17 protein-coding genes are annotated in these 21,183 nt (G+C 66.6%); 5 read left to right on the top strand and 12 right to left on the bottom strand.

Translation table 11 applies throughout. The annotated features are described in order from the left end of the window. The first annotated feature begins 116 nt into the window (after positions 1-116). From mgtA to xsc, 3 genes are all read left to right on the top strand, one after another. The gene (gene mgtA, locus GHK24_RS05030) at positions 117-2,975 is read left to right on the top strand and encodes a magnesium-translocating P-type ATPase (protein ID WP_153469911.1); all 2,859 of its coding nucleotides are present in this window, start codon (positions 117-119) and stop codon (positions 2,973-2,975) included. A 9-nt stretch (positions 2,976-2,984) separates the two neighbouring features. After that, a complete protein-coding gene (locus tag GHK24_RS05025) occupies positions 2,985-5,897 on the top strand; it encodes a cation-translocating P-type ATPase (RefSeq protein ID WP_277986404.1) in 2,913 nt (970 codons plus the stop codon). 218 nt (positions 5,898-6,115) lie between these two features. Continuing rightward, positions 6,116-7,861 carry a sulfoacetaldehyde acetyltransferase gene (gene xsc, locus GHK24_RS05020; protein WP_153469908.1) on the top strand — a complete coding sequence of 582 codons (1,746 nt, stop codon included), beginning with the start codon at positions 6,116-6,118 and terminating at the stop codon, positions 7,859-7,861. Positions 7,862-7,995: 134 nt separating this feature from the next. On the opposite strand, the gene GHK24_RS05015 is transcribed toward xsc, so the two are convergent. From GHK24_RS05015 to GHK24_RS04975, 10 genes are all read right to left on the bottom strand, one after another. Then, on the bottom strand, positions 7,996-9,084 hold the full coding sequence (locus tag GHK24_RS05015) for a threonine aldolase family protein (RefSeq protein ID WP_153469905.1): 1,089 nt from the start codon (positions 9,082-9,084) through the stop codon (positions 7,996-7,998). Positions 9,085-9,264: 180 nt separating this feature from the next. Then, on the bottom strand, positions 9,265-9,387 hold the full coding sequence (locus GHK24_RS13780) for a hypothetical protein (RefSeq protein ID WP_277986403.1): 123 nt from the start codon (positions 9,385-9,387) through the stop codon (positions 9,265-9,267). A gap of 18 nt (positions 9,388-9,405) precedes the next feature. Continuing rightward, positions 9,406-9,759, bottom strand: coding sequence for a hypothetical protein (locus GHK24_RS05010; RefSeq protein WP_153469902.1), 354 nt, complete (start codon positions 9,757-9,759; stop codon positions 9,406-9,408). 59 nt (positions 9,760-9,818) lie between these two features. Next, positions 9,819-10,535 carry a helix-turn-helix domain-containing protein gene (locus GHK24_RS05005; protein WP_340642660.1) on the bottom strand — a complete coding sequence of 239 codons (717 nt, stop codon included), beginning with the start codon at positions 10,533-10,535 and terminating at the stop codon, positions 9,819-9,821. A gap of 1 nt (position 10,536) precedes the next feature. Next, entirely contained in the window at positions 10,537-10,794 is a 258-nt protein-coding gene (locus GHK24_RS05000; RefSeq protein ID WP_153469896.1) for a hypothetical protein, read from the bottom strand. A gap of 125 nt (positions 10,795-10,919) precedes the next feature. Next, positions 10,920-11,891 carry an ABC transporter permease gene (locus GHK24_RS04995; RefSeq protein WP_340666105.1) on the bottom strand — a complete coding sequence of 324 codons (972 nt, stop codon included), beginning with the start codon at positions 11,889-11,891 and terminating at the stop codon, positions 10,920-10,922. Between the two features lie 27 nt (positions 11,892-11,918). Next, the gene (locus GHK24_RS04990; protein WP_153469893.1) at positions 11,919-12,845 is read right to left on the bottom strand and encodes a taurine ABC transporter ATP-binding protein; all 927 of its coding nucleotides are present in this window, start codon (positions 12,843-12,845) and stop codon (positions 11,919-11,921) included. Continuing rightward, entirely contained in the window at positions 12,842-13,858 is a 1,017-nt protein-coding gene (tauA, locus tag GHK24_RS04985; RefSeq protein ID WP_153469890.1) for a taurine ABC transporter substrate-binding protein, read from the bottom strand. The genes GHK24_RS04990 and tauA overlap by 4 nt, the downstream gene beginning before the upstream one ends. 69 nt (positions 13,859-13,927) lie before the next feature. Next, entirely contained in the window at positions 13,928-15,283 is a 1,356-nt protein-coding gene (gene aptA / locus GHK24_RS04980; RefSeq protein ID WP_153469887.1) for an omega-aminotransferase AptA, read from the bottom strand. Positions 15,284-15,520: 237 nt separating this feature from the next. Beyond that, on the bottom strand, positions 15,521-15,766 hold the full coding sequence (locus GHK24_RS04975) for a hypothetical protein (RefSeq protein WP_153469884.1): 246 nt from the start codon (positions 15,764-15,766) through the stop codon (positions 15,521-15,523). A gap of 114 nt (positions 15,767-15,880) precedes the next feature. On the opposite strand from GHK24_RS04975, the gene GHK24_RS13585 reads away from it, so the two are divergent. Together GHK24_RS13585 and GHK24_RS04965 are read left to right on the top strand one after the other, a co-directional pair. Then, the gene (locus GHK24_RS13585; RefSeq protein WP_228384538.1) at positions 15,881-16,690 is read left to right on the top strand and encodes a hypothetical protein; all 810 of its coding nucleotides are present in this window, start codon (positions 15,881-15,883) and stop codon (positions 16,688-16,690) included. A 16-nt stretch (positions 16,691-16,706) separates the two neighbouring features. Further along, positions 16,707-18,374, top strand: coding sequence for a PepSY-associated TM helix domain-containing protein (locus GHK24_RS04965; protein WP_194286378.1), 1,668 nt, complete (start codon positions 16,707-16,709; stop codon positions 18,372-18,374). On the opposite strand, the gene GHK24_RS04960 is transcribed toward GHK24_RS04965, so the two are convergent. Together GHK24_RS04960 and GHK24_RS04955 are read right to left on the bottom strand one after the other, a co-directional pair. Beyond that, entirely contained in the window at positions 18,293-20,203 is a 1,911-nt protein-coding gene (locus GHK24_RS04960) for a family 2A encapsulin nanocompartment cargo protein cysteine desulfurase (RefSeq protein WP_153469878.1), read from the bottom strand. The genes GHK24_RS04965 and GHK24_RS04960 overlap by 82 nt on opposite strands. After that, positions 20,178-21,104, bottom strand: coding sequence for a family 2A encapsulin nanocompartment shell protein (locus tag GHK24_RS04955; protein WP_153469875.1), 927 nt, complete (start codon positions 21,102-21,104; stop codon positions 20,178-20,180). Before GHK24_RS04955 ends, GHK24_RS04960 begins: the two co-directional genes overlap by 26 nt. Positions 21,105-21,183 lie beyond the last annotated feature (79 nt).

Below are 21,183 nucleotides of genomic sequence, written 5' to 3'. Positions count from 1 at the left end.
CTCCTTGCCCGAGGGTTTTTTCAGGGCGCGGGACGTTTCCCGGCGTGGCGCGTGGCGCCGCGCGGCGGACGATGTCACCGGGTCACTACAGGGGAGGCGCGGTGTTGATCCCGGTGATGGCCCGATTTTTGAAGCGTCGGCGCGCCTTGCGGCACTGCGGGCGGCCCCGGCTGGCGGATTCGCTCGCCCGGCGCGGGCCGGCACAAGCGCCGTCGGAGGGGCTGGGACGCGATCTGCTGCGGGTGGCGCGTGAAGATCCGGCGGCCCTGCTTGTCCGCCTCGACTCGCGCGCGGTGGGGCTGACGGCCCATGAGGCGGCGCGACGCCTTGCGCGCGGCGGGCCGAACGAGGTCGAGCATGAGGCGCCGCTGCCCTGGTGGCGGCATGTCTGGCGCTGTTACCGCAACCCGTTCAACCTCTTGCTGACGGTGCTGGCGGTCTTGTCGTACCTGAGCGCCGATGCCAAGGCGACGGTCGTCATCGGCGCCATGGTTGTGTTGAGCACTTTGTTGCGCTTCGTGCAGGAGGGCCGCTCACACCGGGCGGCCGACTCCTTGAAGGCGATGGTCAGCACGACGGCGACGGTGCTGCGGCCGCCGACTACGGTGACGCCTGCGCCAGCCGGCGTACCGGACGATGGCAGCGGCCGTCAGGAGATTCCGCTGCGTCGTCTCGTCCCCGGCGACTGGGTAGTGCTTTCGGCCGGCGACATGATTCCGGCGGATTGCCGGGTGATGACGGCGCGCGATCTTTTCGTCGCGCAGGCGGCGATGACCGGGGAATCGCTGCCGGTCGAGAAATTCGTCAGCGCACTGGCGCCGGGCGGCGGCGAGGCCGGGGCTGTGTCGGCTTCCAGCGCCGACGATCCGCTCGCGCAGCGCAACCTGCTGTTCATGGGCACCAACGTGGTTTCGGGTGCGGCGACGGCCATCGTCTTTGCCACCGGCGCGCGCACCTACTTTGGCGCGCTGGCGGCTTTGCCGGTCGATGATCCGGCGCCGACGGCGTTTCAGATCGGCGTCAATGGCGTCAGCTGGCTGTTGATCCGCTTTGCGCTGGTGATGGTGCCGATTGTCTTTTTGCTCGTGGGCGCGACGAAAGGCAACTGGAGCGAGGCGTTTCTCTTCGCGCTGTCGGTCGCAGTCGGCCTGACGCCGGAGATGTTGCCGATGATCGTCACGACGACGCTGGCGAAAGGGGCGGTCCTGTTGGCGCGGCAGAAGGTGGTCGTCAAGCGTCTCGACGCGATCCAGAACTTTGGCGCCATGGACGTGCTGTGTACCGACAAGACCGGCACGCTGACGCAGGACCGGATCGCGGTGGCGCGTCACGTCGATATCTATGGCGAGACGGCGCGCGCGGTGCTGGAGGTCGCCTTCCTCAACAGCTTCTATCAGACGGGCCTGAAAAACCTGCTGGATCGCGCCGTGCTGGAGCACGTCGAGTTGCCGACGACGCTGAAGCTCAAGGACGCCTATCGCAAGATCGACGAGATCCCCTTCGATTTCGTGCGTCGGCGCATGTCGGTCGTGGTCGCCGTCATGGTGGATGGCAAGGATGTGCATCACGAGTTGATCTGCAAAGGGGCGGTCGAGGAGGTGCTGGCGGCTTGCACGCACGTCCGCGCCGGCGCCCTGGCGGGCGCCTTGGGCGGCAAGGGCGTCGCGGAGCCGCCGGAAAATACCGCGCTGGCGCCGCCCACCGCCGCCTCGCCGAACAGCGAGGCAGCACCGCAGGAGTTGGCGCTCGATGCTGCGCTGCGCGCCCGCGTGCACGCGGTGACGCAGCAGTTCAACGACGAGGGGCTGCGCGTCGTGGCGCTGGCGGTGAAAACGCTGCCGCCCGCGCAGACGGCCTACTCGGTGGCCGACGAAACGGCGCTGGCGCTGCTCGGTTTCATCGCCTTTCTCGATCCGCCCAAAGAGTCGGCGATGCCGGCGCTCAAGGCATTGGCGGCGCACGGCATTAACGTCAAGGTCTTGAGCGGCGACGATGAACGCGTGACGGCGCATGTCTGCCGTCAGGTCGGTCTGCCGGCGGACAAGGTCTTGCTCGGCACGCAGCTGGACGCGATGGACGAGGCGGCGTTGGCCAAGGCGGTCGAAGCGTACCGCCTGTTCGCCCGTCTGACGCCATTGCACAAGGAGCGTATCGTCCATGCGCTGCGCCGAGGCGGGCACGTCGTCGGCTTCATGGGCGACGGCATCAACGACGCGCCGGCCCTGCGCGCCGCCGATATCGGTATTTCCGTCGATTCGGCGGTCGATATCGCCAAGGAAGCGGCCGACATCATCCTGCTCGAGAAGAGCCTGATGGTGCTCGACACCGGCGTCGTCGAGGGACGCACGACGTTTTGCAACATGCTCAAGTACATCCGCATGACGGCCAGCTCGAATTTCGGCAACGTGCTGTCCGTGCTGGTGGCCAGCGCCTTCCTGCCTTTTCTGCCGATGTTGCCCTTGCAGTTGCTGGCGCAGAACCTGCTCTACGACATCTCGCAGACCGGTATTCCCTTTGACCGGGTCGACGCCGAGCTCGTGGCCCAGCCCTTGCAGTGGAATCCCCGTGATATCGGTCGTTTCATGGTTTTTTTCGGGCCGATCAGTTCGCTTTTCGACCTGCTGACCTTCGCCGTGATGTGGTGGGTATTCAGCGCCAACACGCTGGCGGAACAGCGACTTTTCCAGTCGGGCTGGTTCGTCGTCGGTCTGCTGACGCAGACGCTGGTGGTGCACATGCTGCGCACGCCGAAACTGCCCTTCATCGAAAGCCGTGCCGCCGCGCCGCTGACGGCGATGACGCTGGCGATCATGGCCATCGGCCTGTGGTTGCCGATGGGCGCCTTGGCGCCGTATTTCAAACTAGAAACCTTGCCGCCGCTGTATTTCGTCTGGCTCCTCGGCATTCTCGCCGGCTACGCCGTGCTGACGACGCTGATGAAGCGCGTCTACCTGCGCCGTTTCGGCTGGCAGTGAGCCGCTGCCATGAAGCCCGTCAGCCGCCCCGTGCAACACGATTTGACGCCTGACATGTCGGCGCCCGAAGATCCGTCGCTCTGCGATGTCAGCGAGGTGGTGCGCCGGCTGGCGAGCGATGGCGAGCGTGGGCTGACGGCGGCGCTGGCCGCCGAACGTCTGCGGCGCGACGGCGCCAACGCGCTGCGCGTCATGCCGCCGCGTGCGGCCTGGCGCCGCATGCTCGCGCAACTGGCCGATCCGCTCGTTTACCTCTTGCTCGCCGCTGCCGGTGTCGCGCTCGTCGCCTGGTTCGTCGAGGGGCGGCAGGGCTGGCCGACGGATGCCATCGTCGTTGCGCTGGTGGTCGTCTTGAACGCCTTGCTCGGCTATCTGCAGGAGGCCAAGGCGGCCAACGCCGTGGCCGCGCTGGCGCGCATGACGGCGGTGAGTTCGACCGTCGTGCGCGACGGCGTGCCGAGCCGCATTGCGGCGGCAGGGCTGGTCTGCGGCGACCTCCTGCTGCTCGCCGAAGGCGATGCCGTCGGCGCCGATGCGCGGCTGCTGCGCTGCGCGTCCTTGCGCGTGCAGGAATCGTCGCTCACCGGCGAAAGCGAAGCGGTGCAAAAGGATGTCGCGACGCTCGCGCAGGCGGCGACACCCGGCGACCGTCTGTGCATGGTTTTCAAGGGCACTGCCGTCGTGCAGGGGACGGGGACGGCCATTGTCACGGCGACGGGCATGGCGTCGGAAATGGGGCGGATCGCCTCGCTGCTCGATGCGACCGAAGAAGCGCCGACGCCCTTGCAGCGGGAGATCGCCTACATCGGCCGCGCCCTCGGCATGGCAGCCGTGCTCATTTCGGCGCTCGTTGTGGCGGTGATCCTGCTGATTTCCGATCTGCGTTCGCTGGCCGACGTGATCCATGTGCTGCTGCTGGGCGTCTCGCTGGCGGTGGCGGCGGTGCCGGAGGGCTTGCCGGCGATTATCTCGGTCGTCCTCGCCCTGGGCGTGCTGCGCATGGCGAGGCGCCACGCCATCGTCAAAAATCTGGCATCGGTGGAAACGCTCGGCAGTACCTCGGTGATCGCCGCTGACAAGACCGGCACACTGACGCGGGCGCAAATGACGATTGTGCGGGTGCTGACTCCCTCCGGGGCGACGACCGTCAGCGGCGTTGGTTACACGCCGCAGGGCGAGTTCTTGGCCGGGGAGGTGCCGCTGCCGGCGACAGGCAATCTGCGCGACGAGCAAGCGGCCGTCATCGGCGGCGGCTGCCTGGCGGGGAACGCCCGTTTGCAACAGGCGGAGGACTTGCACTGGGCGATTCAGGGCGATCCGACCGAGGCGGCCTTCCTCGTTGCCGAGCGCAAGCTGGCGGGAGTGGCGGCAGGTGGAGTGAAAGATGTGGCGGAAGATACGGCGGATGGCACGGTAACGGGCCGCGACAGCCCGGAGGCGCTGCGGCAGCAACGCTTTTCGCGCATCGGCGAACTGCCTTTCACCTCGGATCGCAAGATGATGTCGACGCTCAACGCGGACCATGCGCAGGGCGACGCGCGCGTGCTCGTGTGCAAGGGCGCGCCCGATGTGCTGCTGCTGCGCTGCACGCGGCTACGCCTCGGCACGACGATGGTGGCGCTCGACGAGACCTGGCGCCAGCGTCTGCTGGCGGACCTTGCCACGCTGTCGGAGGCGGCTTTACGTACGCTCGCCGTGGCGTACCGCACGCTCGCCGAAGACGAAGCCTTGAACGAGGCGGCGGAGCAGCGGCTCGTCTTTCTCGGTATGGTCGGCATCATCGATCCGCCGCGCCACGAGGTGGCGGCGGCCGTGCGTGAGGCGCACGGGGCGGGCATCCGCGTCATCATGATTACCGGCGATCACCCGCGTACCGCGCTGCGCATCGCCACCGATCTTGGCATCGTCGCCGCCGGCAGCCCCGTTCTGACCGGAGTGGCGATGGACGCGCTCGATGCGCAAGCTTTGGCGGTGGCGGTGCGGCACACCTCGGTGTTTGCGCGTGTCGCACCGCGCAACAAGCTGCGTATCGTCGCTGCGCTGCAAGCGGCGGGCGAGGTGGTGGCGATGACGGGTGATGGCGTAAACGACGCCCCGGCGCTCAAGGCCGCCGATATCGGCATTGCCATGGGCGTCACGGGCACCGAGGTAACGCGCGAGGCTGCCCGAATGATCCTCGCCGACGACAATTTTGCCACCATCGTCGATGCCGTGCGTGAGGGGCGCGGCGTGCTCGACAACATCCGCAAGTTTTTGCGCTATTTGCTGTCGTCGAATCTCGGCGAGGTGCTGACGGTGTTTCTCGGCGTCGTCGGTGCCGGCGTGATTGGGCTGGCATCGCCCGACGCGGTGACGGGCGGCGTAGTGGTGCTGCCGCTACTGGCGGCGCAGATTCTGTGGATCAATCTGGTGACCGATGCCGGCCCGGCACTGGCGATGGGCGTCGATCCGATTGCCGGCGACGTCATGGCGCGCCGGCCTCGCCGACGCGATGAGCGGGTGATCGACGCGCGCATGTGGTTTGGCGTTGTGGAAATCGGCGTGGTGATGGCGCTGACGAGCCTGTTGACCCTCGATATCTTTCTGCCCGGCGGACTGGTCGAGGGAACGGGCGATCTTGTGCTTGCGCGCACGGCGTGTTTCACCGTGCTGGTCTTTGCGCAGCTTTTCAACTGCTTCAACGCCCGCTCCGAAGACGTCAGCGCTTTTGCGCAGCCTTTCTCCAATCGCTGGCTGTGGGCGACGGTGGCGGCATCGGTACTGTTGCAGATGGCGGTGGTGCACCTGCCGGTGTTGAACGTGGCCTTTGGCACGACGCCGCTCAGCCTCGGCCAGTGGGGCGTCTGCGTCGCCATGGCCAGCGTCGTGCTCGGGTTCAGCGAGCTGCGCAAGGCCGTCAATCGCTGGCGTCACGCGCGCTGAAGGGCGAATGGTGGGCGAGTTGTGAGCGAGTTGTGGGCCGTTTCGGGGCGGGCGTCGGCGTGTCAGGCAGGCATGAGCGTATGCAAATAACTTCGTAGGGCGGGCGGGGGGCGGCTCCTAGAATCGGCCGATCACTTCACGAGGACCACCGGAAATGACGCATCAACTCCGCCGCCACCGCCCGCTTGCCGTTTCTCGCTGTTTCGCGGGGGCGCGCCATGACTGAGGCCCGTCGCGTATACACCGGCAGGCAGCGCGTCACGCCGTCGGAAGCCTTCGTCGAAACGCTGGTGACGCAGGGCGTCACCGACGTCTTCGGCATCGTCGGCTCGGCCTACATGGACGCGCACGACCTCTTCCCGCTGGCCGGCATCCGCTTCATCTCGACCGCGCACGAGCAGAACGCCGCGCACATGGCCGATGGCTACGCGCGCGCCACCGGCCGGCACGGCGTCTGCATCGCGCAGAACGGCCCCGGCGTCACCAATTTCGTCACCGCCATCGCCGCCGCCTACTGGGCGCACTCGCCAGTGGTCGCGATCACGCCCGAATCGGGCAGCCTTACCGCCGGCCTCGGCGGTTTCCAGGAAACCGAGCAGCTGCCGATCTTCTCCAAGATCACCAAGTGGCAGACGCACGTGAACAGCCCGTCGCGCATCGCCGAGCTGACCGGGCGCGCCTTCCATTACGCGCTGCACGAACGCGGGCCGACGCAGGTGAACATCCCGCGCGACTACTTCTACGGCGAGATCGAAACCGAGATTCCGCGGCCCTTCCCGGTGCAGCGCGGCGCTGGCGACAGCGCGGCAATCAGACGTGCGGCAGAACTGCTGGCGTCGGCGAAGTTCCCGGTGATCGTTGCCGGAGGCGGCGTTGGCAGCGCCGGCGCGCTCACCGAACTCACTGCGCTCGCCGAACATCTGACAGCGCCGGTGGTGAATTCCTACCTGCACAACGACACCTTCCCCGCCAGCCACGAACTCGCCGCCGGCCCGCTCGGCTACCAGGGGTCGCAAGCGGCGATGAAGTTGATCGCGCAGGCCGATGTCGTCCTCGCACTCGGCAGCCGCCTCGGCCCCTTCGGCACGCTGCCGCAATACGGGCTCGATTACTGGCCGAAGAACGCACGCATCATCCAGGTCGACGCCGACTTTCGCGTCATCGGGCTGGTCAAGCCGGTCGAGGTCGGCATCCACGGCGACGCCAAGGCTGCCGCGGCGGCGATCTACGGCGAATTGCGCAGCCTGCACGGCGAACGGCCGCGCAATGAAGCGCGCATTGCCGCCATCCGCGCCGCGCGCGCCGCGTGGCAGCAGGAACTCGACAGCCTGCGCGGCGCCAACGAGGCGGGCCGCGTCGACCCGCGCCGTGCGCTCGCCGAACTGGCCAAGGCACGACCGAAGAACGCGATGGTCGCCACCGACATCGGCAATGTCTGCTCGGTCTCCAACAGCTACCTGCAGTTCGAGGAACCCAACTCGTTCTTCGCGGCGATGGCTTTCGGCAACTGCGGCTACGCCTATCCGACCGCCATCGGCGCCAAGGTCGGCCGTCCCGACCGGCCGTCGATCGCCTACGTCGGCGACGGCGCCTGGGGAATGAGTCTGGCCGAGGTGCTCACCTGCGTGCGCGAGAACATCCCGGCAATCGCTGTCGTCTTCGACAACGGCCAGTGGGGCGCCGAGAAGCGCAACCAGATCGACTACTTCGACAGCCGCTTCCTCGGCACCGATCTCGCCAACCCGAACTTCGCCGAGGTGGCGAAAGCGATGGGCGGCCACGGTATCACCGTCGAGCACGAGGATCAGGTCGGCAGCGCGCTGCAGGAAGCGATCGCCAGCAACCGGCCGACGGTGATCAACCTGCGCCTGACGCAGGCGCTCGGCGACCCCTTCCGCCGCGATGCGTTCAAGCCGCCGCGCCGGCTGCTCGACAAGTACGCGGCGTACAGCGCCGGGGCGTAAAGCCACCGCCGACGGCGTTCGCGCGCGGGAGTGACTCGCCGCGCGCGAAACCGGTCGCGCCGCGCTTCTCCTGGTGGCGAAACAGATAAAGCAGGCAGAAGCGCTGAAACCGGCAGAAGGCCTGGTCGCAACTCTCAGGCGTCAAGGGAGTTCGCGACCGCAGCGGGCGCTGGCGTAGTCTCGCCTAGCGCTTGCCGTGTGGCGGCGATGAAGGCGTCGACGGTTTCCTCGCGGGTGTTCCACGACGTCATCAGGCGGACGCCGCCGGCACCGATGAAGGTGTAGAAGCGCCAGCCCGCCGCGTGCAGTCGCGTGATGACGGCTTCCGGCAGGCTGACGAAGACCGAATTGGCCTCGACCGGGAAGAGGCGGTGTACGCCCGGCAGAGGCTCCAGCCCCTTGGCCAGCCGTTGCGCCATGGCGTTGGCGTGGGCGGCATTGCGCTGCCAGGTATCGTTGTCGAGGAGGCCCAGCCAGGGCGCGCTGACGAAGCGCATTTTCGAGGCGAGTTGCCCGGCCTGCTTGCAGCGGTAGGCAAAGTCGCGGGCGAGCGCGGTATTGAAAAAGACGACCGCTTCGCCGACGGCAAGGCCGTTCTTTGTACCGCCGAAACACAGTACGTCGATGCCGGCCTGCCAGGTGATCTCTTTCGGCCGCGCGCCCAGCGAGGCGAGCGCGTTGGCGAGTCGTGCGCCGTCCATGTGCAGGTGCAGCCCCAAGCGGCGGGCTGTCGCTTGCAGCGCTGCCAGTTCGTCGGGGGTGTAGACCGTGCCGACTTCGGTGGCCTGCGTCAGGCTGACAGCTTGCGGTTTCGGGTAGTGGATGTCGCTGCGTTTGCGAAAAATCGCTTCCACTGCGGCCGGTGTCAGCTTGCCGTTGGCGCCGCCGCCGAGCAGCAGTTTGGAACCGTTGGAGAAGAACTCGGGGCCGCCGCATTCGTCGGTCTCGATGTGCGCCAGCTCGTGGCAGATCACGCTGTGGTAGGACTGGCAGATCGCCGACAGCGCCAGCGAATTCGCTGCCGTGCCGTTGAAGACGAAGTGCACCTCGCAAGCCGTTTCGAAGACGTCTTCGATGGCGGCTTTGGCGCGCGCGGTCCAGACGTCGTCGCCATAGGCGATGGCATGGCCGGCGTTGGCGGCCTCCAGGTGGGCGAAGGCTTCGGCGCAGATGCCGGCGTAGTTGTCGCTGGCGAGTTGTTGCGTGTCGGTGGGTGCGTTCATGGCGATCCCTCGGCGTTTTGGCAGAGCGTAAGGCGGACGGGCCTGGTGGAGAACGATGATTTTCGTCGATCCATATCGGGCGCGTGGCGACGTCTCCAATATCCTGACAGTATTTCCGTTATATGGGAAAATAAATTAATTAAAACAGTGACTTATGTATTGAATTCTGACGGCGTAGGGCTATAGTGAAGTCAAGCAAAGCAGTAACCCTTCCACGATCCAGGAGAAAATCATGAAAGCCACGATGAAGATGCCGACCACGATGCCCATGTCGATGCCGATGCCCATGCCGATGATGGGCATGGCGCCAGCGATGATGGTTCATATGAACTGCGAAATGAACGACAAGGGAATGATGTGCATGATGACGCCCTCCGAGGGCATGACCATGGACATGATGAAAGACTGCTGCATGATGATGCAGTCGATGATGGAAAAGGGCATCCCGATGATGATGACCTGCAACGGCATGCCAATGATGATGATGTGTGGCATGCCGATGATGCCGGCGATGAGCATGGAAATGACCGGCAAGGGCATGATGGTCATGATGACGCCGACCCCGGCGATGCCCATGAAGATGATGACCATGTGCTGCGACATGATGAACCGCATGATGATGTGCGGTACGCCGATGATGATGATGGCCGGCGGCATGCCGATGATGATGTGCATGCACTGAAAAGTCGTGCGCGGCGGGGAGGGACGCGCAGCCCGCATCCCCGCCGGAGGATCTAGCGATACTCGGCTTCGTCCGGATAGCTGATGACCACAAAAGCCTGCGCATCGACGTCGCCCGGATTCCGGTAGGAATGGGCGACGTCGGCGTCGAAATGGATGGCGTCGCCGGTGCCGAGGCGATAGCTGTGGGTATCGACCTGTAGTTCCAGTTCGCCGCTGGCGACGACGAGATTTTCGGTCGTCGCGGGCGGGTGCGGATCGGAGCGTTCGAGAATGCCCGGCGCGAAGCGCATCTCGTAGAACTCGACCTGCCGGCTGCCGTGAAACGGAAACAGTGCGCGCGAGGTGACCTGTCCGTCATGCGAGGCCAGAACGCGCGACTCCTGCCGCGTCAGCACCACAGTCGACGCGTTCTCGCCATCGTCGAGGAAGGCCGATACCGGCACCTTGAAGGCCTGGGCAATGCGCCATAACAGGCGGATCGTCGGCACGCTGCGGCCAAGTTCGATCTGCCCGAGCATCGCCCGCGAGACGCCGGAGCGCTGCGCCAGCCGGTCGAGCGAAAAGCGGTGTTGCTTGCGCAGTTTTTTCAGATTCTTGCCGACCAGTTGCGGCAGTTCGTCGTCGTCATCATGCGCGAGGTGCGCGGCGGCGGGAGCGAACGCTGGCGGGGGCGGGGCGACGACCTTGTGCGCTTTCGGGCGACTGGGCGGGTCGAGCAGCGCCGTGGCGTCACCCTCCTCATTCGGCGAGGTGCTTTCCTTGTACACGCTAGCCGATCCTTTGTCGCGGCTGGAAGGCCGGGCCCAGCGCGTAGGGGGGGTAGTGCGCATAGGCGGCGTAAGGCGTCGCGGATGGCCCGACAGCGCCGGGTAGCGCCACGTGCGGAAAGAGCGCGCCGTTCGGCGCGGCGAAAAGCTGCTGGGCGATGGCGCGGCGGGCGTTGGCGAGTTCGACGCGGCGTTGCTGGCGCTGCTGTTCGCGGCGGGCGTCGGCGAAATCAATGATCGTTGCGGTGGAAGAGGGCATTGGCCGTACTCCATGAAGGCGGGCGAGCCTTGCGTCAGGGAATTTCACTCTAGCCAGCCGCTGACGACGCGGGAACGACCGATTGCTTATATGCATATTGGGCAGGGTATTCCGGGGTGGCAGCCTCAGCGGTGCCCTTTCCACGGCACCAGCCGGCGCTCCACCTGCCGCATGACCAGGTCGAAAACACCGGCCACCGTGCCGATGACGAGGATGCCCATGAGCACGATGTCGGTACGCAGGAAGTTCGACGCGTTCATCACCAGCTGGCCGAGGCCGACGGTGGCGGCAACGAGTTCGGCGGCGACCAGCGTCGTCCAGCCAAAGCCGACGGCAATGCGCACGCCGGTGAGGATTTCCGGCAGCGCCGCCGGCAGGATCACATGCCGCAGTACCTGCCAGCGCGTGGCGCCGAGCGATTGCGCGGCGTTGATCTGCTCGGCGGACGCCGAACGCACGCCAGCACGCGCCGAGACGACCAGCGGCGCAAAGCAGGCAAGATAGATGAGCAGCACCTTCGCCGTCTCGTCGATGCCGAACCAGATGACGATCAGCGGCAGGTAGGCGAGCGGCGGCAGCGGCCGGTAGAACTCGATCGGCGGGTCGAAGACGCTGCGCGCCAGTCGCGAGACGCCCATCAAGAGGCCGAGCGGAATCGCCGTCAGGCAGGCGAGCAGAAGACCGGCGAGCACGCGGCCAGTGCTCCAGGCGAAGTGCTCTAACAGGCTGTGTCCGCCCTGCAGTTCGCCGCGCTGCGCGGCGAGAAAGGCATCGCCGACCGCCGCGGGCGACGGCAGGACCAGCGGCGTCAGCCAGCCGGCTTGTGTGCTGATCCACCAGAGCAGAAGCAGGACGACCGCGCTGGCGAGCGACACCAGCGGCCAGTGACCGCTGGCCGGAAAATTGTGGCTACGCGCCAGCGGCAGCGGCTTGGCCGCGTGGCTTGCGGGGGTGTCATGAGCCGTCTCTGCCGGCGTCGCTGCGGCGGCGAAGCTGGCGCTGAGGAGCGCGGCGGGTTCCTGACGGGGCGTGCTGCGCCGGGCCTCGGCCAGCGAAAAGCCGGGGCGCAGCGCGTGGGCGTGATCGGACGGAGGCACGGCGGAGTCTTTCAATGTTTCAACGCGTCAATGCGGACGACGCTGGATCAGCGTCAGGATTTCTTCGCGCACGCGGATGAAATCGGCGGCTGATTTGACCGCGCGGGCATCGCCGCACTCAATGAAACGGCGCGAGAAAGGCAGCTCGAAGCGGTGCTCTATACGCCCCGGCGACGGCGCCATGACGATCAGGTGCGAGGCGAGAAAGAGCGCCTCCTCGACACTGTGGGTGATGAAAAACACCGTTTTGCGCTCGGCGTGCCAGAGCTTGAGGATCAGCTCCTGGATCTGCTCGCGCGTTAGCGCGTCGAGCGCGCCGAGCGGTTCGTCCATGAGCAGGACTTCCGGGTTCGAGGCCAACGCGCGCGCGATGCCGACGCGCTGCTGCATGCCGCCGGAGAGGGTGTAGACGGGCTGCCGCGCACAGTGCTCCAAGCCGACGGCGCGGATCTTGTCGAGCGCGATCTGGCGCCGCGTGGTCGCGTCGACGCCGCGCATGCGCAAGCCGAATTCGACATTGCCGAGTACGTCGAGCCAGGGCATCAGCGCGTGTTTCTGGAAAACGACACCGCGCTCGGCGCCGGGGCCACGCACCGGCACGTCCCCCAGCCGGATTTCGCCGGCGGAGGGGGTGATGAAACCGGCGATGCAGGAGAGCAACGTCGTCTTGCCGCAGCCCGAGGCGCCGAGTGCAACGACGAAATCGCCGGCGGCGATGTCGAGGTTGACCTGTGACAGCGCCAGCGTGTCCTGACCGTTGCCGGCAAAGCGCACCGACAGGTCGTGCACCGATAGCGCCCGCGCTGCTGAGGCGGTTGCCAACTCCGTCACGCCTGCCGCCAGCCCTGCCGCCACGCTGCTCGCGTCGCTGGGCTGCGCTGTCGCGGGTGAGGCGATCCGGAGCGCGGCATCGGCGCTGGCGCGAACGGCGGCAGAGGTGGCGGCGAGGCTCATTTGGCGGCTTTTTGTACGAAGACCGGCGTGACGTTCGCCGAGTAGTCGGTCAGCACGTTGGCGATCGTTCCCTGCGACTTCAGGAAGTTGGCCGTCGCCAGCAGCGACTGCGCGGCACCGCCATCCTTGCCGCCGCCGAGCCAGCGCGACGACGCCTGCTCTTCAAGCGTCGGGAAGCGATAGAGCGCGATCGTCGCCGGCACGTCTTCGACCTTGGCGCCGGAAATCTTGGCGACGGCCTTGGCTTCGGCCGAGTCGGCGGTCCACTTCGCCTTGTTCTTGCGGTAGTTCTCGTCGGCCTTGGCCAGCACCTTGACGAACTTGACGAGGAAATCGGCGTTGTCTTTCGCCCACGCCTGATTGACGACGATGCCGTCAAAGGTTGTCTTGCCGGTCTGCTTCGAGATTTCGCCGGACGTGGTCAGCACCTTGCCGCTCTTCTTCACCTTCGACAGCACCGGGTCCCAGATGAAGGTCGCATCGAGGTTGCCGCGCTCCCAGGCGGCGGCGATTTCTGGCGGACGCAGGTTCACGATCTGCACGTCGTTGGGATTGACCCTGGCGTGCTGCAGCGCGACCAGCGTGTGGAAGTGCGTCGTCGAGGTGAAGGGAACGCCGATCTTCTTGCCCTTGAGGTCGGCGATCGAGTTCACGTTGCTGCCATCGCGCGCCACCAGCGCTTCGGCTTCGTTGATGTCGTCGAGAATCCAGAACAGTTCGATCGGCAGGCCTTGCGAGACCGCCGAAGCGATCGGCGCCGAGCCGGCTTCACCGATGCTCACCTGGCCGGAGGCGAGCGCGCGGATGACGTCGCCGCCACCGGCGAACTGGCGGAAGTTGATCTTGTAGCCGGTCGCCTTCTCGAGTTCGCCGGCTTCGTGGGCAACGCGCCAGGGCACCACCATGTCCTGGTAGGCGATAGTGACTTCCTTCTGGTCCGCCGAGGCTGAAAGGGAGAAGAGGCCCGCGATCAGGGTGAGCGAGCTGAGGAGGTAGTGTCGTTTGCGAGTCATGGGGTTCCTGCCGTGAAAGTCGAGGGAGTCATGCGGAGTGGAGTGGTACGCGCCCGGGTCGCTGCCGACTCAGGCGGAATGACAGACGAGCACGCGGCGCAGCACGTCGATGATTTCGTCGATGTGCGCCGGGCTGGCGATCAGCGCCGGTGCGAGGATGGCGGCGTCACCGGTCGTCTTGAGGTGCAGGCCGGCGTCAAATAGCTCCTTCTGCACGCGGTAGCCGCGTTCGCCGGGCTTGCCGGCGGGGGCCAGTTCGATGCCGGCGAAGAGGCCGTAGGCGCGGATGTCCGTGACCGCGGGCAGATCGGCGAGGCTGAAGACACGCTGCTGGAAATACGCGCTCAGCTCGGCGCCGCGCGCGAACAGGTTTTCCCGCGCATAGATGTCGAGCGCCGCGACGCAGGCGGCGCAGGCGGCGGGGTGTGCGCTCCAGGTGTAACCGTGGAAGAACTCGATGCTCTCTTCCGGTGCCGAGTGGACGATCTGGTCGTGAATCCGGCGGTCGACGGCGACGGCGCCCATCGGCTGTGCGCCGTTGGTGATCGCCTTCGCCATGGTGATGAGGTCGGGCCGCACCTTGAAGCTCTGCGCCGCAAAGGCGCGACCGGTACGGCCAAAACCGGTGATCACTTCGTCGAAAACAAGCAGCAGGCCGTGCGCATCGCAGATCGCCCGCAGGCGTTCGAGATAGCCGCGCGGCGGCACCAATACACCGGTCGAACCGGCAATCGGCTCGACGAAGACGGCGGCGATGTTCTCGGCGCCGTGTACGGCGATCAGGCGCAGCAGGTCGTCGGCAAGGTCAGCGCCGGTATCGGGCTGGCCGTGACTGAAGACGCTTTCCGCGCGCCAGGTATGACGCAGGAGCGGCGCTGGCGTGGCGACGCCGCCAAAAGCGCGGCGGTTATTCACCAGCCCCGAGAGCGAGACGCCACCGAAGTTGACGCCGTGATAGGCGCGTTCGCGGCTGATGAAGACTGTGCGCTGCCCTTCGCCGCGTGCGCGATGGTAGGCGAGGACGATCTTCATCGCCGTGTCGACGGCCTCGGAACCCGAGTTGACGAAAAAGATGCGGTCGAGCCCGTCGGGCGTCAGTTCGCTGATGGCGCGCGCGGCGGTGAAGGCAAGCGGATGGCTGCGGTAGAAGCTCGCGGTGAAATCGAGTTCGCGCAGCTGCTGACCGACGGCCTCCGCGATTTCCGCTCGACCGTGCCCGGCGGCGCTGGCGAACAGCCCGGAGACGCCGTCGATGATCGGCCGGCCCTGTGGGTCGTAGTAGTACATGCCCTCGGCGCGGGCGACGAGTTTCGGCGCTTTCTTGAAATCGCGGTTCGGGGTGAAGGGTAGCCAGAATTCGGCCAGCGAGGCGCGGGGCGGGGTAATTGCCGGCCCGGTGCGCGGGATGTCTGTTGCCAACGCCATGATGAACGTGCCATCTGCAAAGTTGCGTAGGGCGTCTATCGTAGTCAGGCGAAGGCCCGGCACTAAGCAAGTTAATTTTCTATCGATATATCGTCGGGGTGGGCGGGGCTGGGGGCACAGTGGGCGTTGGTCGGCGTCGGCGCATGTCGGTTGGCGTTGCATTTGCTGCCATGGCGAGCGCGGCGCTGGCTGCTCTCTCTTGCCTCCCGCACGCCGCCGGCTTGACGGAGCCGCCACTCATGTCAATAATTGCGAGTAATTCGCAATAACGGGTTCGCCAGCCAGGCCGCTTTGCCGGACAGCCAGCCAGAACGCCCCCTCGCGTTGCCTTTCTGGATTTCGCTGTGCGCCATCTTCCTGCTCCGCCCTGGCGGCCTTCCTTCGCCTGAACGCCACGCTCCCATCCGCTGCTGCGGGTTGGGGGGTGGCGTTTTTCTTTTCAGCCGGCGGCTTCTGCTCGCCGTGTTCCGAGGATTTCGTCATGCCCGGTGCGCTATCGCCGCCTGTTTGCCCAGTCGCCTCGTACTCCTGTGATTCTTCTCGTTCCCCTTTCGCCCTATTTCCCGCAGGCGTGGCCTGCGCCGGTGCGGATTGTCCATGAGCGCGCTGGCGGTGGTGTTGGGGGGGGCGGCGGCGTTCTGCTTTTATCTTGGCAGCCGGCAGCAACGCTGGCGCGCGCACCCGCTGCCGGCACACTTCAGCATCGGGGGCGGCGCCGTTCTGACGGTGGGTGCGCTTGTCGTCTGGGGGCTGGGCGTCAGTCCGGCGACGGCGCTGTTTGGCAGTCTGGTGGTGCTGATGGCGGTATTTCCCGCGCTGCCGGTGCTCGCGCTCGCCTGGGAGCGTCGGCGCGGGAGGGCGCGTGTGCCGGGGGCTGGGGCGGGTATGGTGGCCGGCATAGGAGCCCGAATAGGCGGCGCCGGCATAGGGGCAGGGATCGCGGTCGTGGCTGGCTCTGAGCTACGGGCGCCGCGCGCACCGGCAGCACATGCGTTCCGAGCCAGCGGGCGGGCCGCAGCGTGCTCTGTTGATCGGGCGGACGACTGGGGCAGTGAGCGGCGCGCCAATCCTTCGTCGCCCGCCGCGAAACGTCCGTCATCGCCGTCCGGGGGGGGACGTGCCGGGGCCTGGTCGGGGGCGACGTGGTGGGCAGTGACGAGCGCCGGAGTGTTCGGCGGGCTGGCGCTGGCGCTGGCGCTGACTGGGCTTTTCGCCTGGCTGTGGCCGGGTGGCATCGCGGCGCATGGCAAGTACCAGTTCGTCATGTGGTTGCTGGCACCGCTCTGGCTCGCGGCGATGAATGCCGCCTTCCTTTTCCGTAACGGCCGTCGGGCCTGGCAGGCCTTGGGTGGCGCCAGTCTTGCGGCCTTCGCCGGGCTTTTCGCCTGCCGTCATTTCTTCGCCTGACCCTCTTGAGCTGAACATGCGCGTCCCTACCGATCTCTATCGCCGCTACCGGCTCGTTCATACGTGGACGGGCATTTGTGCCGGGTTGGCGCTCTTCATCGCTTTCTATGCCGGCGCGCTGACGATGTTCAAGGAGCCGCTGGCGCGCTGGGCGGCACCGCCACGGGCGGTGGCTTTGACTGACCTGCACGACAGCGAGGCGCTCATCGCGCAGACGCTGGCGGCGCGTCCCGACGCGGCGCGCGAGTTCACGCTAGATCTGCGTGAGACGGAAGACGTGCCCGCGCGCCTGACCTGGCGGAAGTCGCGCCACGACGATGCACCCTGGTCGGCGGCGCTCGACGCGGCCGGGCAGGTGCAGATCACGCAATTGCATCCTGTGGCGCTGGCGCAGTGGATCGACGTCATCCATCGCACGGCGGCGATTCCGGGAACGCAGGAGCTTGGCGAATACGTCATGGGGGGCGTCAGCCTGATGTATATCGTCGCGCTCGTTTCCGGACTGGTGCTGGTGCTGCCGTCCCTGGTCCGCGATCTGTTCGCCCTGCGTCTGGGGGCCAATCTCAAGCGCATGTGGATGGATGCACATAACCTCATGGGCATCACCAGCCTGCCTTTTCACCTGCTGATCGGCTTGAGTGCGGTGGTTTTCGCCTTTCATGACTCGATCTACGACGCGCAGGATGCGGTGGTCTACGACCATCAACTCAAGTCCTTGATGCAGGCGGGGATGCCGCCACCACCCCGTGGCGCGACGGCGGCGGCTGCACCGATGTTGCCGCCCGCGGCTCTGCTGGCGCGCGCGCAGGCGCTGTCGCCGCAGTTCGAGCCGATCTCCATGACCTATCGCAACGCCGGCACGGCGGCCGCCAGCGTGCGCATTATTGGTCGGGATTCGCGCTACATGCTGCGGCAGGTCGGCTGGCTCGTCGTCAGCCCGGTGAGCGGGGAGATCCTCAACAGTGAGGCCTTCCCCGGACGGCAAAGCGCGTGGGACGCGCCGGTCGCGGCGCTTTTTGCGCTGCACTTTGGCAGCTTCGGCGGTGAACCGGTGCGCTGGGGGTATTTCCTGCTCGGGTTGGCCGGCGCCTTCATGTTCTATTCCGGCAACCGGCTGTGGATCGTCAGCCGCCGGCGTCAGGCTGTCAGCGCGCAGGGGCGGGAGCCGCGCTCGCTACGGTTCATGGCGGCGGCGACGCACGGCGTCTGCTTTGGCGGCATCGCCGGCATTTCGCTCTCCCTCGTTGCGGCGAAATGCCTGCACGGGCAGGTGGACGATCTGGCCGCCTGGTATCGCGGTGCCTACTACGTCACGTTCCTCGCCGCGCTGGGATGGGCGTTTGCGCGTGGCGGCGATCAGGCCGCGCGCGGGCTGGCGCGTGCGGCGGCGGGCGCTACTCTGGCCATCCCGCTGGCGTCACTGACCGGCTATCTCTGGCCGGCGACTGGCTGGTGGGTCAATGAGAGCGCGGCGAGCCTCGGGGTCGATGTGATGGCCTTGCTGGCGGCGGGCGCTCTGTGGTGGATCGGGCAGGCGCTGGCTGCCGACGGCAGACATTCCTCCCCGGCACTGGCCGGGGAAGAAGCTGCTCAGGCAGACGCTCAGACGACCGCTCGTCCTTTGCCGCGAGCCAGTCGCTGCACGACCGAGGCCAGCACGTCGACTTCGGCGCAGGTGTTGTAGAAGGCGAGCGACGGGCGCACCGTTGCTTCCAGACCGAAACGACGCAGGATCGGCTGGGCGCAATGGTGGCCGGAGCGCACGGCGACGCCTTCTTCATTCAGCGCACGACCGACTTCTTCAGGACGATAGCCGGCAAGCACGAAGGACAGTACGCTCGCCTTGTGCTCCGCCGTGCCGACGAGGCGCACGCCGGGAATCGGCGCGAGGCGTTGCGTGGCGTAGGCCAAAAGATCGTGCTCGTAGCGCGCGATGTTCTCGATGCCGACGCGCTCGACGTAGTCGATGGCCGCCCCGAGGCCAACGGCGTCGGCGATGTTGCCGGTGCCCGCCTCGAACTTGTTCGGCACGCCCTGGTAGAGCGTGCGTTCGAAGGTGACGTCGGCAATCATGTTGCCGCCGCCCTGCCAGGGCGGCGTCGCTTCGAGTATGTCGCGCTTGCCGTAAACCACGCCGATGCCGGTCGGCGCAAACACCTTGTGACCGGAGAAGACGAAGAAATCGGCGTCGATCGCCTGCACATTGACGCGCATGTGCGATACCGACTGCGCGCCATCGACCAGCGCTTTCGCGCCGGCACGGTGCGCCAGCTCGACGATTTCCGCCACCGGCGTCACTGTGCCGAGAGCGTTCGACACCTGCGTCACCGCCACCAGCTTGGTCCGGTCGTTGAGCAGACGCTGATAGTCGTCGAGCCGCAGCTGCCCCTTGTCGTCGACCGGGATGACGCGGATCTTGGCGCCGGTTTCGGCCGCCAGCTGCTGCCAGGGAACGATGTTGGCGTGGTGTTCAAGTAGAGAAACGATGATTTCGTCGCCCTCGCCGATGTTCTGCCGGCCCCAGGTTTTGGCAACGAGATTGATCGCCTCGGTGGCGCCACGCACGAAGATCACCTCGTCCGGCGAAGCGGCGCCGATGAAGCGCGCCACCTTGCTGCGCGCGCCTTCGTAGGCGTCGGTCGCACGCGCCGCCAACTCATGCGCGGCGCGGTGGATGTTGGAGTTCTCGTGCGTGTAGAAATACGCCAGCCGGTCGATCACCGCCTGCGGCTTGTGCGTCGTCGCCGCGTTATCGAACCAGATCAGCGGCTTGCCATTGACGCGCTCGGCGAGGATAGGAAAGTCGCGGCGCACGGCATTGACGTCAAAGGCCGGAAAGCGCGTCGCCGCCGCAGCCGCTGGAATGGCTGGTTCGACGAAGTAATAGCCAGTGCCGGCAGGGTGCGCCGTCGGCGCCGTGCGTTCGCCCGCCAGCTCGCCGAGTACGCGCCGCAGGGCGCTATCGCCGGGAAGCTCGAAAGGATGCGCGACGACATGGTTCTCTGTCGCCCGGCGCTCTGCCGCCGGGGCGGCATGCCCCGAGGAGAGCGCCGTCGCTTCGCCGAGAAAGTAATACGGCGAGGAGACGGCTCCGGCCGGTGCATGGGGCGGCAGGCTGGTCGGTGAACTCAGCGGCGCAATGAACGGCAGCGCTGCGGCATAGGCTTCCGGAACACCCAATTCGTTCGCAACCGGCGTCGTCGGCACGGCGGACGCGGTACCCGGCGCAGCGCCTGGCTGAATGCGTGGCACCGTCTCACCCAGCGTCAGAGCGCTGACGCCCGCATCGGCAGAGGCCGCCGGCGTCGGGTCAGGCAGCGACGAAGGCGGCGTCTGGGAGGCAGGGGAGGCCGAAGCGGCGGAGAACGCCGGCGAGGTGCCGCCGCCCGGCAGCGCGCGAAAGAACTCGCTCGCCAGCCGACCCAGCGTCGCCTCGTCCGGCAGCCCCGCTGCGCTGGCGGGCGGCGCGGAAGCCGACGCCGGCGGATTAGCGGTAGGTGTCGGGATAGGCATGGTACTTGTCGATCTCCACGTCATCGAGAACGGCTAGCGCGTCTTCGGCATGCACCGCCAGCGAGCAGTAGAGCGAAATCAGGTAGGAAGCGATGGCGTTGCGGTCGATGCCCATGAAACGCACCGACAGGCCCGGGCTCTGTTCGCCCGGCAGCCCCGGCTGATAGAGACCGACGACGCCCTGACGCTTGTCGCCGACGCGGATGAGCAGAATCTTCGTCTTGCCGTCCTCGACCGGCACCTTGTCCGACGGGATCAGCGGGATGCCGCGCCAGGTGAGGAATTGCGAGCCGAACAGCGAAACGGTCGGGGGCGGAACGCCACGGCGCGTGCATTCGCGGCCAAAGGCGGCGATAGCCAGCGGGTGCGTCAGGAAGAACGCCGGCTCTTTCCACACCTTGGTGAGCAGGTCGTCGAGGTCGTCCGGCGTCGGCGCGCCGGTCAGCGTCGAGATGCGCTGCTCATCGGCGACGTTGGCGAGGAGACCGTAGTCGCTGTTGTTGATCAGCTCGCTTTCCTGACGTTCCTTGATCGTCTCGATGGTCAGGCGTAGCTGTTCCTTGATCTGGTCGTGCGGGCTGCTGTAGAGGTCGGAGACGCGCGTGTGCACGTCGAGGATGGTGGTGACGGCGTTGAGGAAGTACTCACGGGGCTTTTCGTCGTAATCGACGAAGGTCTGCGGCAGCACCGACTCGTCGCGCTGCGCGCAGGCGACGCGCACGTCGCGCGGGTTCTTCACCTGATTCAGGCGATAGATGCCGGCTTCGACCGGCAGCCATTGCAGCAGGTGCACCAGCCAGCGCGGCGAAATGGTGGAAAGCTGGGGTACGGTCTTGGTCGCGTTGGCTAACTGCCGCGCGGCGATGTCACTGAGGGCAACTTGTGGTGCTTGGTCCGCCATGGGAGGCTCCTGGCAAGGTTGAGGTCTTAGATGAAAAACGTATAAGCAAATTACGCTGTGTGCTGCTGGGCGCTCAACA

This window comes from Rhodocyclus gracilis, assembly GCF_009617575.1.
Lineage (GTDB): Bacteria > Pseudomonadota > Gammaproteobacteria > Burkholderiales > Rhodocyclaceae > Rhodocyclus > Rhodocyclus gracilis.
Note: the sequence above shows the minus strand (reverse complement) of the source record. Positions and strands in the feature narration are given on the sequence as shown.